General features: G+C 60.0%; 12 protein-coding genes and 2 pseudogenes. 8 read left to right on the top strand and 6 right to left on the bottom strand.

Features of this window, described 5'->3' with window-relative positions; all coding sequences use genetic code 11:
* Positions 1 to 260: 260 nt before the first annotated feature.
* From IEX41_RS21860 to IEX41_RS21685, 3 genes and pseudogenes are all read right to left on the bottom strand, one after another.
* Complete coding sequence (locus IEX41_RS21860) at positions 261 to 500, bottom strand: FitA-like ribbon-helix-helix domain-containing protein (protein ID WP_188789583.1); 240 nt, start codon at positions 498 to 500, stop codon at positions 261 to 263.
* A gap of 271 nt (positions 501 to 771) precedes the next feature.
* Entirely contained in the window at positions 772 to 1,800 is a 1,029-nt protein-coding gene (locus IEX41_RS07370) for an aminotransferase-like domain-containing protein (RefSeq protein WP_277874167.1), read from the bottom strand.
* 114 nt (positions 1,801 to 1,914) lie between these two features.
* Positions 1,915 to 2,079, bottom strand: a pseudogene (locus tag IEX41_RS21685) (GntR family transcriptional regulator); the annotation flags it as partial.
* Positions 2,080 to 2,197: 118 nt separating this feature from the next.
* Between IEX41_RS21685 and IEX41_RS07365 the strand changes: the two are divergent.
* Positions 2,198 to 3,364 carry an MFS transporter gene (locus IEX41_RS07365; protein ID WP_188789582.1) on the top strand — a complete coding sequence of 389 codons (1,167 nt, stop codon included), beginning with the start codon at positions 2,198 to 2,200 and terminating at the stop codon, positions 3,362 to 3,364.
* Positions 3,365 to 3,792: 428 nt separating this feature from the next.
* On the opposite strand, the gene IEX41_RS07360 is transcribed toward IEX41_RS07365, so the two are convergent.
* The 3 genes from IEX41_RS07360 to IEX41_RS07350 all read right to left on the bottom strand — a co-directional run bounded on the left by IEX41_RS07360 (position 3,793) and on the right by IEX41_RS07350 (position 7,010).
* Entirely contained in the window at positions 3,793 to 4,188 is a 396-nt protein-coding gene (locus IEX41_RS07360; RefSeq protein ID WP_188789581.1) for a hypothetical protein, read from the bottom strand.
* A 436-nt stretch (positions 4,189 to 4,624) separates the two neighbouring features.
* Positions 4,625 to 6,286, bottom strand: coding sequence for a tetratricopeptide repeat protein (locus IEX41_RS07355; RefSeq protein WP_188789580.1), 1,662 nt, complete (start codon positions 6,284 to 6,286; stop codon positions 4,625 to 4,627).
* A 208-nt stretch (positions 6,287 to 6,494) separates the two neighbouring features.
* Positions 6,495 to 7,010 (bottom strand): hypothetical protein, encoded by a 516-nt coding sequence (locus tag IEX41_RS07350; protein ID WP_188789579.1) that lies wholly within the window; start codon positions 7,008 to 7,010, stop codon positions 6,495 to 6,497.
* 151 nt (positions 7,011 to 7,161) lie between these two features.
* Between IEX41_RS07350 and IEX41_RS07345 the strand changes: the two genes are divergently transcribed.
* The 7 genes and pseudogenes from IEX41_RS07345 to IEX41_RS07320 all read left to right on the top strand — a co-directional run bounded on the left by IEX41_RS07345 (position 7,162) and on the right by IEX41_RS07320 (position 13,983).
* Positions 7,162 to 7,422 (top strand): helix-turn-helix domain-containing protein, encoded by a 261-nt coding sequence (locus IEX41_RS07345; RefSeq protein WP_108027654.1) that lies wholly within the window; start codon positions 7,162 to 7,164, stop codon positions 7,420 to 7,422.
* A 224-nt stretch (positions 7,423 to 7,646) separates the two neighbouring features.
* Entirely contained in the window at positions 7,647 to 7,979 is a 333-nt protein-coding gene (locus tag IEX41_RS21465) for a PDDEXK family nuclease (RefSeq protein ID WP_229672993.1), read from the top strand.
* 163 nt (positions 7,980 to 8,142) lie between these two features.
* Entirely contained in the window at positions 8,143 to 10,287 is a 2,145-nt protein-coding gene (locus IEX41_RS07335; protein ID WP_188789578.1) for a TnsB C-terminal domain-containing protein, read from the top strand.
* Complete coding sequence (locus IEX41_RS07330) at positions 10,277 to 11,230, top strand: ATP-binding protein (RefSeq protein ID WP_188789577.1); 954 nt, start codon at positions 10,277 to 10,279, stop codon at positions 11,228 to 11,230. Before IEX41_RS07335 ends, IEX41_RS07330 begins: the two co-directional genes overlap by 11 nt.
* Positions 11,227 to 11,643: pseudogene (locus tag IEX41_RS21855) on the top strand (TniQ family protein); the annotation flags it as partial. The gene IEX41_RS07330 and the pseudogene IEX41_RS21855, both read left to right, overlap by 4 nt.
* Before the next feature lie 6 nt (positions 11,644 to 11,649).
* A complete protein-coding gene (locus IEX41_RS07325; RefSeq protein WP_229672991.1) occupies positions 11,650 to 13,038 on the top strand; it encodes a hypothetical protein in 1,389 nt (462 codons plus the stop codon).
* Positions 13,039 to 13,464: 426 nt separating this feature from the next.
* Positions 13,465 to 13,983: an AAA family ATPase gene (locus IEX41_RS07320; protein ID WP_444544445.1), complete on the top strand. Its 519-nt coding sequence runs from the start codon at positions 13,465 to 13,467 to the stop codon at positions 13,981 to 13,983.
* The last annotated feature ends 250 nt before the right edge of the window (positions 13,984 to 14,233 follow it).

Below are 14,233 nucleotides of genomic sequence, written 5' to 3'. Positions count from 1 at the left end.
CAAGCGTAACGCAAGCGGCCCCTTCAGCGATAAAAAAATCGTACCACCCTATCGAGACATAGTTTTCTCAACAGCAGAAGGAGCGCGAGGCGAAATCAAAAACGTCCGTTGAACGATCCCCTATCGGACAGAAGTAGATGGCTTCATCGTCACGTAGGATGTGGGTGTTATCCTGAGATCACGCTGGGCCAACGAGACAAAGTTCTTGATTTTGGGCTACTGCAGCAACACTTTCGAGATCACGCTCACGGCGTGTAAATTCAGTCGAATACGCCCGAGGGGCCCGTCGTCTGGTCTCTTTCTACCGACAAGTCGTTCCCTAGGTAGGCCCCATAGCGTTTGCGTATGCGAACGCCGAACCCGCCGTCGCTCGACGCGATGGCTGACTGAGTGAGGATCGAGCGCACCTCGTCTTCAAGGCTCCGCTTATTCGATCTAGCTTGAGCGCGGAGGCGGTCGTGAAGCTCGTCCGGCAGGTTATTTATCGTCAGTTTCGCCAAGATAAACTCTGTTCCACTGTGAGTTTCCTAAAAGATGGCATAGCGTCGGGTGCCTCAGGTTTGGCATAGTGGTAGCTTCTTGAGGAGGTCAAAATGCAGTTCAGGGCCCATCCCTGCTTGGAGCATGGGCCGGTGCCAAAGTCGTGCCTTCCGCCCATGCCCCCCAACGTTCCTCCAGAGCGGACTCTCGACGGCAGGCACTCGAAGGGCCACAGTGCGGACAAAGTGAGCTTTCGCTGCGGCCGTGCGAATGTCAGCTCTCGGAATTTTCTCACGCCATAGAAGCCCCATCGACAGCTTTGCGAACTATTTGAAAGACCTCCTCCAGCTCATTTTTCGGCACACCGCCAAAAGCAAGCCTAAGCGCCTGTGGCACTGCGACCGTCGTTGCAAAAGGTTCTGCACCGGATGCGGAAATACCTTGCTCTTTCAAACGTGTAACGATTGGTTCTGCCCGAACACCCTTTTCGAGCGGCAACCAGGCGAAACCTGCGTTGCGATGCGAAAGAACAGACCGTCCATCAAAAACTGTCCGGCAAAGTCGCTGGCGCTCTGCACCGTCTCGCCGCCGAGCCTCTTCGGAACTGGCAAGTGTGCCGTCCTCCACCCAATTCGTGACCAGACTGGAAATCAGCGCCGGGGCGTTCCAGGTTGTCGCTCGGATCGCTTCAAGCAATCTGTCTGTGTAGGTCGTCGGAGCGATCAAGTAGCCCAGCCGCAAGCCTGTTGCGAGGCTCTTGGAAAAGCTCCCTACATGAATCGTTCGTTCCGGCGCGAGGGCGATAAAGCTTGGCGGAGGGACCGGCTCAAGAAACGCGTAGGCCGCGTCCTCGATCAGCAACAAGTCATGCGCGCGCGCGACCTCGATCAGATGCAGGCGTGTTGCCTCATCCATGACTGAACCCAAGGGGTTGTGAACGGTTGGCATCAGATAGACCGCCCTCAACATACGTTCGCGACACTGTCGTTCCAGATCGTCCGGGTCCATTACGCCGCGCCGCTCCTCGACGGGAACAAGATCAAGGCCCTGCAACGCCGCGATGGACTTGAAGCCAGGGTAGGTCAGGGTGTCGGTTGCGATCCTCTCACCTCGTCGCAAGAGCCCAAGGACGATGGTCGCCAGCCCATGCTGGTCGCCTGACGTGACCAGAAGGCATTCGGGGTCGATAGGACCAAGGGTCGAGGCAAGACTTTCGGCAATGATCCGTCGTTCGTGCGTTCGCCCGCCGTGAGGCTGGTAGCGTAGCATCGCCTCAAGGTCGCCCGCCGCCGCAAGCCGCCGCAGGCCCGCCCGCAACATATCCGCATCGGCCGCGCCCCCCGGCATGTTGAAAACCAGGTCAATGAGGCCATCGCTGGCGGTCTGTCGGACCCCCAGCATAGGGGGTAATCCGAGGTCGCGAACAAAGGTGCCGCGCCCGGCTTCGCCGACAATCAAGCCCCTGCGCTCCAGCTCGCCGTAGGCACGAGTCGCCGTGGCAAGGGCTACGTTAAACTGTTCCGCAAACGCGCGGTGCGTTGGCAGCTTCGTGCCCGGAGCGAGCTTGCCCTGTTGAATCGCCGTCGAAAGCATATCGGCAAGGCGTAGGTAACGAGCCTACTTCATGGGTTCACTGTATCTAGTACAATAGAAAAATTGTCATGCTTATTGCCTCATGGCATTCCGATCTCAAGTCAATTTTTGAGGTCCGCGTCCCATGCCCAAACTGATCCCAGTTTCACTGCTCGCCCTTGGTCTCTTCATGGTGACGTTCGCGGTGAACCTTCAGGCTCCGCTCTACGATGCTTATGCGGCGCAAAGTGATGTCGGGGCGACGGCGGTGACGGTCGCGTTCGCGGCCTATGTCGGGGGTCTCATGCCGACACTGTTGCTGCTCGGTGGGCTTTCGGACCGGATCGGGCGGCGGGTTCCGATTGCGTTGGCGTTGATCCTAGGTGCCGTGGCTACGGCGCTTCTCGTGCAAGCGCCAAGCTGGACAAGTCTTGTCGTCGCGCGCTTCCTGCTCGGGATCGGAACCGGTCTGGCGACGACCGCGGGGACGGCTTACATGACGGAAATCCTCGGCTCGGATCGCGCCAAGAACGCCGCCCTGATCGTTACCTCTGCGACGTCGCTCGGCTTTGGCGGCGGCGCGCTGGCGACTGGTATCAGCCTCGGGGTGCAGGGCCCGACGCTCTTGCCTGCCAGCTACATCGGCCTGTTCGTGGCGGCTCCGGTCCTCGCCGCGATCGCCCTCGGACTGCCGCGGATCGACAAGCCTCGACCCGTGTCCCTTCTGCGCCTGCCGGTATTCCCTTCGGGCACATGGATGTTCGGTGCCGCAATGGCGCTTGCTTGGTCCACGACCGGGATGACCATCGCTGTCATTCCACTGGAGCTTGCCGCGAACGACCTCGGTGGGTGGACGGGCCTTGTCATCTTCCTAGCGATCTTCGTGGGGTTTCTCTGCCAACCGATTGCCCGGCGCATGACCAACGACCGCGCCCTCGCCCTCGGGTTCGTTTTGATCCCGCTCGGCTTTCTCGTCCTCCTGGCCGGTGCCTGGCTAAAAGTTCTGGCATTCGTTCTCGTCGGCACCTGCATCACCAGTGCGGCCAGCTACGGCTTCACCTATCTAGCTTCTTTGGCGGAAGTTTCATCGCGTGCGCCGGACGACCGGGCGCGGGCGACGGCGGGCCTTTTCGTCTATGCGTACTTCGGGTTCTCACTTCCTGTGATCGCCAGCGGTGCATTGGCCGATATGGTCGGCCTTCTCTCGGCGATGGTGGCGTTCGCAGCAGTCCAGATCATGGTCACGGCGACCATCGTGCTGACGTGGAAACGAGGAACGGTTCCGCCTCTCGCCGCCTTCGATGCCAGATAGTGCGATTATGAATGCAAAGAACGGAAAACGGTTGCGGATCCACGTATGTCGGCATGTATCGCGAAGGTGATGGCTGCAAGCGGGATCGACGCACGGGAGTTGTTCGACAGATTGATCGCTCACGGGTTGGCGCAGTTTCGGATTGAGGATCGTGACCGGTAAACTTGGCTTTCTTCGGCGGAAGACTATCGGAGCCGCCATTCACACGGGTCGCAGCATCAGTAAATCTGGGGCTCAAAGCAGCCGCTCGCTACGCGCTGTCCGAACAACCGCTGTCGGCTTAGCGTCGGACTTCATACTATCCCGCAAACGACCCGTGGAAAGGCGACCAGCCGCCGATCGACGGCTGATCGGCGAGGTGGCCTTCGGGCCGCCCGTCGCCCTGACGGGCGGCGTCGGCCGAGGCTGGCGACCAACTCTCCCCTCGTTTACGCGCTCAGCACGAGCATCTGCGTGAGAGCCACGAAGATCAGTATCATCGCGATCGCGAACACCACTCCATATGGGTCTTTCAACCCCTGTCGGCCGTGGAACCGGTCTTCGCCAATCCACCCTGCAAAAGCGAAGATGAAGACCGGGACCGAGATGGTGAACATGCCAATGGCGGCTGCACCGAGGATCACCCCAAGGAAAATCGTCCATCCGTTTCCCGATCCGAGCCCCAGAAAAGCCAATTCTCCCAGCTTGCCGGCTACGCCCAAGGCACCGGCCCCGAGAAGGACCCGGGAGATGATCTTGGTGTAGCCAGCGGCGTTCACTTCGACCAAGGGCTTCAGCTCGTACCGGCTAGGCGCTTCGCCGTTATTCTGTTCGTTGTCGTTCACAGTGTTCTGCCTCTTCCTAGCTTCGATTCCAGAAGTATCGACGCGAACGGTGAAAATTCAAAATCCCTCGCAATAGAGATTGTTGGCCCCTCCGCGCACGGTCTCCGCCGTGCGCATGGCGCCCTACTCGGCCCACGCTTCGCGCCGGCCTCCCCGAGCACTGGATCCCTGCCATACCTTCGGCCTAGTTCGGCGTCGGCCGTCTCCCCCGGAGCCAACCGCCGCTGCGGCCGAATGGTCGGGCAGCGGCCCAGGTCTCGGCACTGCGGATGACGGTTCCGGGTGCGTTTGGACGGTATCACATGGCTCTGCCCTATTCGTCAGAGGCGTTGCCTCTGACCGGGCGCTCTACGCCGAAGCGGTCACTCCCTGCGACTGGCGCGAGCGTCGGCAGTGCGGACGGAGCCGCCATTGAGACAAGCGAACCTATACGAAGCTACTGAGCGGCCTGCGCGCAATAACAGGAGGCACCAACCCTGCCGTCGGCCCGGGCTTCGGCAAGCGCCAGTTTCTGCGCGATGATCCGTGCCTCCACGCTCCCAGACGCTCCACGCGCCTTCATGCAGTCGTTGAGACCTCTCAGGCTCCAGACGTTGTCCGGATGGATCTGCGCGCGGGTCAAGGTGCCGCCGAGGCCCAGGTCCTCACGATAAGCCGCCTCGGCCTTCTCGACGTGACCCTGTTCCAGCAGAAGCGCCCCCAGCGCGTGCCGCGTCGGCTGCATCCAGCCCCAAGGCTCGTCGTAGGGAAGCGCGTCCTCCAGGGCCACCGCGTCGCGCAACCGACGATAGGCGACATCGTAGTTGCCCTTCCGATACTCGATCTCTCCGTCGAGCATCGCCTCGGCGACCGCCAGTTGTTCGAGGCAGAGGACATTGTGCAACCGGCGGTCCTCGGGCATGGCGTCGCGCGCGGCGAGGAACCTTTCCCGCTCGGCTTCCGCTTCTGGCACCTCACCCAGCGCAGCATGGGCCACGCCCTTTGCGTAATGCAGGGTCGCGGTAAGGTTGGCCCAGAGCGCCGGGTCCTCTGGCAAGGGCTCGGCGATCAGCTCGCGCCATTTTCCGAAGCGAACCATCACGTGTACCCAGAGGGCGAAATAGCTTTCGAAGAAGGTCGCAAAGGGCGGGGACTGGACCCGAAGGAGTTCTTCCGGCGTGACAGCCACCATTTCACGCGCCGCGCGCATCGCTGGTTCATACTGGCCGAGGAACATCGCCCCGTAGACGGCGAAGTGGTAATTGTGGATACGGTAGCCTGTATAGAGCGTGTAGACGCCCATGTTTTCGAGCGCCTTCCGGTCGACCTGGGTCGCCTTCCAGTTCCAGTGAAAGACATCGCGGTAGTGCCCGCACTGAACGTCGATATGGGTCGGCATGTGCATCAGGTGGCCGGCATCGGGCACGAGTTCGCGCAACGCATCGCCTGCTTTCAGTGCCTTCTCGGGTATCGGCGACATTTCCATAAGGTGGACGTAGAGGTGGAGGAGGCCGGGATGCGTCCACGCCTCCTCGTGCCGGTCGAACATCCGTTCCAGGACGTCCTGCGCTTCTATCGTCCCCGCTCCCTCGGCGACATCACCTGTGGCCTGGTCCCACATCTTCCACGGCGTCCGGTTCATGATGGCTTCGACGAAGATGCACGCAACGTCGAGATCGCCGGGAAACGCCTCGTAAACCGTCCGCATGGCGTTAGCGTAATCGTCGTTCCAACCGCGCATCACTTCGAGAGATTCCGGTGTGTCCTGCGGAAACCGCGAGGGCAGTGCCTCGATCATCGCGCGCTCGAATGGTGTCACGTTCTTGACCAGAGCCAGGGCGGATCGCGTTGCGGAATGGCACGTATCGGCGGTCGCGGCGCGCATCTTCTCGTCTCGACGCTCCCAGGGCATGTTGTAGTTCGGCCCGGCGGCATAGGCGACGCCCCAATGCGCCATCGCGCATGTCGGATCGGCCTCGAGCGCGCGGCGGAAACAGGCGACCGCCTCGTCGTGGAAATATGCGTTGGTCCAGACAAGCCCGCGATTGAACCAGGTCTGCGCCTCGGGCGACGACGTCGTCACCCGCCGCTCGTAAACGTCGATGTCGTAGTATTCCATACGCCTTACCCCCGCCCCCAGCCCGCAAAGAGTACCTCAACCGACAATTTTTACAAAGTTGGTGATCGGCACGCTGTTTCCGAGATCGCTCTAATCGATCTTGCCGCACAAAAGTCGGGAAAGGGCTCTTTCCCGACCTTCGCCGCACGCGGCTTGAACGGCAGCACTTGCGAGCCGAGGCACCTCAAGCCGAGATCTTCTGATGCCATTACGTTTTGTTGGAAGGAAGGCTGCTTTTCATGCGATCGGTTTCGACAGGGCCATTAGATCTCAGCTTACTAAGGTACAGCTTACTGAAGGTCTTCCGGTCGATACCGAGTTGCTCTGCGGCGCCCACGATGCTTTCGGCGGTACCGCGGGCCCGCAAAATCTCATCTCGCGTAAAATCAATAGGCGGGCGACCCTGCTCACGAGAGAAGCCGAGCGAACGTCTCTTTTCAGCTATCCACTTCGTGTCGACGCGGTGAAGTTTCGCGAGAGTGGTATCGCGATGACCCTCCCGAAACTGCTCGCGCAGCAGAATGTCGAAGTCAAAGCCGAAATGCTCAAGCGTCTCGATCGGGTTGGAACGGCTAGCGCGGAATTTCGTCTTAACCTCCGCCAAAGACCGGCTTTCAGCCATCAGGCTCAGCAATTCTGAATGATGCACTCCTGTTCCGTGGCCATTCTCGAAAATGAAAACGTTCTCTCCAGCTATGGCCAGATAGTTTCTAGCGTTCGCCATGCGCCCTCCTTTGGCTAAAAACTCCGGTGAAATTCTCGAAGTGGCAGTGCCGCGAATTTCGCCCCACTTTTTAACCATCTGATTTCAAACAGTTCTTCTTGACTGATTCGTTAATCACTGATTCTCTCCGGATCACGAAGTCCCAGCAACCATGGTTACAGCATCGATGTCCCACACGGTGAATCCTGCTCACGAGCGCCTGAAGATGGAGCTGCGATTGCGCGGTAGGTCCATCGCCTCGGTCGCCCGTGAGCTTGAAGTTCTGCGTTCGACGGTCACGCTTGTTAGCCAGGGTCTGCGTCGGTCCTCGAAAATCGAGAAAGCCCTCGCCGACGCGGTCGGCACGACACCGGCTGAGCTTTTCCCGGACCGATACCCAGCGGAGGAGGAACGTCCAACCGAGCAAACATGACACCGGGAAAAGAAAAGACCTTCCCGCGCTAAGCAAGAAGGCCTTTTGAATAAGCGTCGTTTGGACCCGACCTCTTATTCATCCCCTGAGTCTCAAGAAAAGTCAACCTGCCGGGGCGTCTCTCGGCAGGACGGTCAAACTCATCTCAAACATAGGGGGAAGTCGCCCCGCACCTGCTCCGATCCACATGGGTCGGCGCCCAGGTGAGGTGCGCTCCAATCATCATGAAGAAAAAACTGATCTACCGCGGGCCGGAACCGAGCCACGCGACCCGAGTTCCTGCGCGCCGTTCCAAGGGAAGCCTTCGCGGCTCCATGGTCGCGCTGCTGCCCGGCTTCGAGCGCCCGCGCATCATCCACTTCGAGAGCGCCCTCGAATACGCCTTTCTCTGCCTGATGCTGGTGCGCGAGGACGTGCATCACATCCGGGAGCAGCCCCCGGCGATATCCTATGTCGGCGCTGACGGCCGCCCGCGCGACATGTCTTCGACTTCCTCGTCACCAAGGCGGATGGCGAGCGCATCGCAGTCGCGATCAAACCCATGGAGCGCGTGCTGAAACTGAACTTTGCCTCCGAGCTCGAAGCTGTCTCGGCGGCAGTATCCAAATCCTTCGCCGACCGGGTTGTGCTCGTCACCGACCAACACATTGACCGAGCCGCCGCTGCTGAAGCGGCGCGGACACTCGCCTGGTCGCGTCCCTCACTGGTGGAGGTTGCAGCATGGCCCCGCGTTTCCGCTTCTCGAACTCCGACATGATCACCACTGCGGGCGTCGCCATGCGCCCGCTTGAGATCGACGACAAAGGCGGCACCTTCGAGCGCGTCGGCCAGCCCGGCATCATCGAGGCATTTTCCCATCATCAGCTCGCCGCGATGATGCGTCGGCCGCATACGACCTACTTTGCCGGGTATTTTGATCGGGCCACGCAAGAGGCGCGTCACGACAAACCTGTGGAGGTCATCAGCGAGCTATCGGAAAAGAACGCACGCTTGGTGATTTGGCGGAAAGCCGTCTGTGACGCCTTCCTGGCTCTCGAAGCTGCGGGCCTCATCAAACGTACGCAGCAGGCATATGAGCAGGCCAAAGCGCAGCTCGCATCAGTGACGGCTAAGCTCGTTGGCGAAGGCGCAGCGGCCTTTGCCAAGATACGACCGGGCAAGGAAATAAAAATTCGGAAGCTGCCGGGAAGCCGGACGGTCTTGCAGTGGGTGCGCTCCTACCAGGCTGCAGGCTACTCCGCACTTTCGCTCATTCCGGCCACACATCTATCCGGCAATAGAACCCGGCGCTGGTGCCCAAAGGCCGAAGCTTTGATGAACCAAGTCATCGATATCTACGCCGACACGCAGCGACCGAGCAAAGTCCAGTCTATTCAGGAGACCCGGGCGCTATTCGCAGAAGAGAACGCGCGCAGAACCAGCGCGGGCGCAACGCTGCTCATGGTCCCCTCGGCCTCCAGCGTTAAACGCCGACTGGACTCAGCTGACCCATTCTACGTCTACGCCAAACGGCATGGCACGTCTGCGGCTGCCCGAAAGTTCGCCATGAGCAGCAACGGTCCTGATGTCGTACGCCCCATGGAGCGGGTCGAAATGGATGAAAACAAGCTCGACGTCATGTCGTTGCTGACGCTGACAGGTATCTGGGAGCACCTGCCGCCGGATCGGCAGAAGAAATTCGAGGCCGGACGACGCTGGCTCTACATTGCGATCGACTGCGCCACGAAATGCGTCGTGTCGATGCGACTGGCCGACAATCCGAACTCGGATGATGCGATCCGCGCGCTTCGGCAGATTTTCGAGGACAAGACCCCGCTGGCCCAGGCGGCCGAATGCGAGAGTCCATGGCATCATCATGGCGGGATCGGAACCCTCGTGACCGACATGGGGCCTGCCTTCGTCTCGGATGCCTTCCAGACAACGGTAGCGTCGCTTGGGATCACGTCGCACCTGCCACCCGCCGGAATTCCCTGGATGCGGGGGCACATCGAGTCCTTCTTCCGCACACTCGGGCATCAGCTCATGCCGCTCTTGGCAGGCCGTACCTTCTTCGACACCGTGGATCGTGGTGACTACCCCTCCGAGATGCTCGCCTGCCTATGCGACGACGATCTGATAAAGGTTCTTCTGACCTATATTGTTGATATCTACCACAACCAACCGCATGGCTCTCTGAACGGGGAAACCCCGAATGCAGCCTGGAAGCGGCTGGTGGCTAAACACGGGACACCTCCGGTTCCGGATGGCCTGACCCTTCGAAAAGCATTTGGTCGACCTAAATCCCGGAAATTTAATAAAGAGGGCGTCCTGTTCTCGGGCCTAAGCTATAGCTGCGAGGCGCTGCGAGAAGCGCACCTACACTCGCCCGTACGGGAGGTGGAAATCAGGGTAGATTTGCAGGACATCGGGTGGATAGCCGTCAAGGTCGGTGCGTCCTGGTATCCTGCGCTCGCCAATCAGCCTGGCTTCGAGGGCGTGAGCTTCGAAGAGCTGCGAGAAGGCATGCGTGCCGTTCGCCACGTGCACGCCAGTAACGCGCAGTTGGACGCGCCCAAGGTCCAGCGGGCAATCGCGCGGATCTCCGAGGCGAACCGCCGCGCATTCGCTCTGCGCGCCCTGACCCCTTTCCATGTGACCGACGTGGACGTCGCCCGCGCAGATGCTGCACTGCACTATCCGCTCCGCTCTGATCAGCAGCGGCTGGGACACATGCCGCCGAGCAACGACCTGCTCAATGACGCAATCTCCATTACTCCGCCAACGGACACATCTCGGAAGCCGGACAGCGACGATAACGGGCCGATCTCAGAGCGTCGAACGAGACGCAAGACCCGCAAACGCTGGGGGTTCAATTATGGGAAATGATCTGATCACCCGAGCAGCACAACGGGTCGCTGAACTGAAGGCGTATTTCGTCGATCACGAGCGCTTCGTTCCATTGGCAGAAGGGTTCTCCATCCTCGCCGAGAAAAGGCTCGTAGACATCCAGACCGGCCGCATCAGCGAGGCGCAAGGGCTTGCTCTGTCCGGACAATCCGGGGCCGGAAAAAGCGCGGCAATCACCCATCTTCTTGCCCAAGAAGGGCAGAGGCTGGCCGATCAGGGATACGGAGATTCAACCATTATCAGCTTGCGGGTGCCATCACCTGCAACGCTGAAATTCGTTGGACAGATGCTCCTTCGCGCGCTTGGCTATCCCATCGGTGCCGATCGCCATGCTTGGTACATCTGGGACCTGGTTCAACATCACCTCAAGGAGCGGCGTGTCCTTTTCGTGCATCTCGACGAGGCGCAGGACCTAGCGTCGCGGGGTACCAAGCACGAGCTGGCTTCAGTGACGTCCATGCTGAAGACCCTGATGACGGACCCGGAATGGCCGGTCGGGATCATTCTTTCAGGCACAAACGAGCTGGAAGACATCCTCAACCATGACCACCAGCTCGCTCGGCGCATGAGGACCGTTCGGTTCGAAAGTCTATCACCTGCTGCATATGGCGAAGATATCCTCGACCTACTCGAGAACTACTGCGAACTGGCGAAGCTCGAACCAGAGGATGACGTTCTGGAAGTATCCCACGGCGAACGCGTGGTCCATGCTGCGGCAAACCAGTTCGGCATCGCCATTGTCCTGATCCTCGACGCCATCGAGGATGCCTATCTGCATGGCCAGAAGACACTGAACCGGCACAATTTCATCAGGGCCTACCATCGGCGGACCTCCTGCGATGATGAGTTCAACCCGTTTGTCGTTCCGGATTTCATGCGCATCGACGCCCGCCAGGTGTTTTCTCGGGAGAACCGCACATGATGTTGTCACCCCTCAAGCCGCTTCCCCTCACAGTCACCCCGGTACCCGGTGAAAGCGCGACGTCGCTTGCGTCCCGCATCGCGCGGAAGAACGGGACTGCCAGCCTTCAGTCTTTCTGCGCCGACATGAGCATTTCCTATCGCGCCCTGAAGGTCGGCGACCCGGTGGAGATTGAGCGGGTAGCCGCACTCGCAGGGTGTGCTCCCACCAAACTCCGCACTTGGACACCCCACGCCCCGTCGAAGACGAATTATCAGCTAGGGGCAGAGGCGCCGAGGTTCACGGCCTACAGCCGAAGCACGATCAGAGGATGCCCGAGATGTGCCGCTGAAGCTCTTTCAGAGCAGGGTGCCCATGGCCCGTTTCATCTCGGGGCATGGCAGCTCACTTCAATCCGGACCTGCGCCCGGCATTCTTGCATGTTGATCGAGGTCCCGCCTCCCTCGCATCACAAGCACAGCTATGATTTCGCGCGGATGGTCGACAACATGGACATAGACGACATCCAGATCGTTGCCGAAGAGGCGCGATCTCTGGAACGCTACCTCCTTGGCCGATTAGATGGCACGCCCGCAGGCTGTTGGCTCGACACGCTGGAGTTCCATGTCGCAGCACAGCTTTGCGAGAATTTTGGCCTTTTGCTGACGCAAGGCCCCAAGGCCACCCGAGCGGAAACGACCGAACGACAATGGCTTGAGGCCGGTGCAGCAGGATACGACATCCTACGCAACGGGCCTGATCAAATGGTCGCAGCGCTTGAAGAGCTTCGCATGGAGACAGGCCCTGGCTGTCACACCTACGGTGCGATTGCCGGTTCTTTCCTGACCTGGCTGTCCCAGCGTGAGGATGATGCTGCCTTCAATCACATCCGCCGGATTGTTTTCGACTATATTCTGCGGACCTATCCCGTGCTCGTCGGTAGCACCGTCCTGCGGATACGGTGCGACAGGCAACAGGTGTACTCCCTTCGAAAAGGCGCAAAGGCCTACGGGATCGACGAACGGATGCTGCGCCATAAGCTCTTGGAGCGTGGCGACATCTCGAGAACGGGAAAATCCGGTGCCATCACCTATCGTCGCTATCCCTCACGGGAGACGCTGCAGGAACTCGCCGATGAAACAAATGGGCTGCTCCGCGGGTTCGACGCTTCAGACTATCTCGGGGTGGACATCCACCTGCTGCGCATTTTCGTCGTGGTAAGGCTCGTCAAGAAGGCCGGAGAGATGGCCCGAAACGCGCCGTATTTCCGGAGGGAGGATCTCGACGCCTTTCTCGGTCGTTTGAATCGCCAAACACGCCCCGAGCTGGAACCGGCCAATGATGAGGTTTCACTCATTGCGGCAACTCCCGCGTGCCAATGTTCGACCCTCGAACTCCTGCACCTGATTTTCGAACATGATATTCCGCTACGTTGCGTGGCGGGTGCAGACGCAAGGTTCAACGATTTCCTGATATCTGTAGAGCGGGTAAAAACGGCCATAGGCCAGAACTCAGCTGGTGCGATCAGCATGTCCGAGGCTGCCGGTAAGCTCGGTGTCGACACCGCAACAATCCGCAACCTGATGAACGCGGGCTACTTGACCGCTGCTCCAAAGAGCCAAAAGTCCTCAGAACGCTGGCGGGTGGTCGATGAGGCCTCCGTCACAATGTTCGGCGAGCACTACATCTCTGCTACCGATTTTGCCCGCGAGTTGCGACGCGATCCCGCCAACCTCTGCCGCGAGCTCTACAAGAACGGCGTTGAACCACTCATCTTCAACGGCGAAAACCGGATCATCTTCCGCCGCCGCGATGTGAAGGATAGATGAGGTCAGGAATGATGGTGGAATTTGCTGCCTGATGGGGCCGAAACCTGTGCATTCCATCCCCAAGACCTTCTGACACGATAACCCTTGAGAAAGCCGGCCACTGCGCCGGCTTTTTCATGTGCGGTCAGAGGCAACCTTATCTGACGAGAAAGGCAGCTTCAGTTCAGCATCGAGATTTTGGGGCACTGAATTCAAAAGGAAATTTTGGAACGTGGAGGCAGAACTTTGTGACGCTTCCCACCTGATGAAAAGCACCAGATAGTTCTGCCTTTCTCGTCAGAGGATTTGCCTCTGCCACGCAGACCGGTGCTGTTTTCCCTACGAAAATCCATGCTGCCTTGATCGCCGCTCCTAGCGTGTCGATCGCTTCGCAGTGCTTTCCCCTGTCAAATCCAAGGATGGCCCATCAGCGACCATTTCTTCGTCGTGACGGGCGGTCCCGGTGCGGGCAAAACCAGCCTGATTACCGAGCTTGCCCGCCGTGGCTTTCAGAACATTCCCGAATCCGGCCGCGCGATCATTCGCGAGGAGATGGCGCGCGGCGGAGACGCCCTCCCCTGGGCGGACCGCATGGCCTACGCCGAACGGATGCTTGAGCGCGACCTGCGCGCCTACGAGGACGCTCAGGCACTCTCAGGCCCCGTGATCTTCGACCGGGGCATTCCCGACATCATGGGCTACCTGACCCTCTGCGGCCTCCCCGTGCCGCCCCACGTCGCCGCTACGGCCAAGGCAGCCCGTTACAGCGCCCGCGTCTTCCTGACACCCTACTGGGACGAGATCTTCACTCAGGACACCGAACGCACGCAGACCCGCACCGAGGCCGAAGCGACCTGTGCCGTCATGCGGGAGACCTACACCGTGCTCGGATACCAAATCACGGAGCTCCCGCGTACCGACATCGCATCACGCGCCGACTTTGTCTGTGCGCAATTAACGATCTGACCGTAATCTCCTGCTAGAGAGAGAACCTGCCGAGGTGGACAAACCGCGCAGCTCGCTCCAGTCTCCTACTACCTGAAGCTCCTGGTCCACACCGGACCTTCGAGAGGTTTTGCCGCGCTGCGGCGCAGCTTCCCCGAACCGGCCCTTCATGACATCGTGCAGCGAAATCAGATGGTCAGAGGTCTACTGCGCAGGACGAAGCTACCGGTCGCTGCAATCGCAGCCTGGGCCGGCTTGAGCGTCGGCAAAG

It is taken from the genome of Salipiger pallidus (assembly GCF_014643635.1).
GTDB classification, from domain to species: domain Bacteria; phylum Pseudomonadota; class Alphaproteobacteria; order Rhodobacterales; family Rhodobacteraceae; genus Salipiger; species Salipiger pallidus.
Note: the sequence above shows the minus strand (reverse complement) of the source record. Positions and strands in the feature narration are given on the sequence as shown.

Excerpts from the sequence above, each read along its gene's own strand:
- IEX41_RS07365 (WP_188789582.1), top strand. The coding sequence starts at position 2,198 with ATGCCCAAACTGATCCCAGTTTCACTGCTCGCCCTTGGTCTCTTCATG.
- IEX41_RS07355 (WP_188789580.1), bottom strand. The coding sequence starts at position 6,286 with ATGGAATACTACGACATCGACGTTTACGAGCGGCGGGTGACGACGTCG.
- IEX41_RS07330 (WP_188789577.1), top strand. The coding sequence starts at position 10,277 with ATGGGAAATGATCTGATCACCCGAGCAGCACAACGGGTCGCTGAACTG.
- IEX41_RS07335 (WP_188789578.1), top strand. The coding sequence starts at position 8,143 with ATGGCCCCGCGTTTCCGCTTCTCGAACTCCGACATGATCACCACTGCG.
- IEX41_RS07350 (WP_188789579.1), bottom strand. The coding sequence starts at position 7,010 with ATGGCGAACGCTAGAAACTATCTGGCCATAGCTGGAGAGAACGTTTTC.
- IEX41_RS07345 (WP_108027654.1), top strand. The coding sequence starts at position 7,162 with ATGGTTACAGCATCGATGTCCCACACGGTGAATCCTGCTCACGAGCGC.
- IEX41_RS07370 (WP_277874167.1), bottom strand. The coding sequence starts at position 1,800 with ATGTTGCGGGCGGGCCTGCGGCGGCTTGCGGCGGCGGGCGACCTTGAG.
- IEX41_RS07325 (WP_229672991.1), top strand. The coding sequence starts at position 11,650 with ATGTTGATCGAGGTCCCGCCTCCCTCGCATCACAAGCACAGCTATGAT.
- IEX41_RS21465 (WP_229672993.1), top strand. The coding sequence starts at position 7,647 with ATGAAGAAAAAACTGATCTACCGCGGGCCGGAACCGAGCCACGCGACC.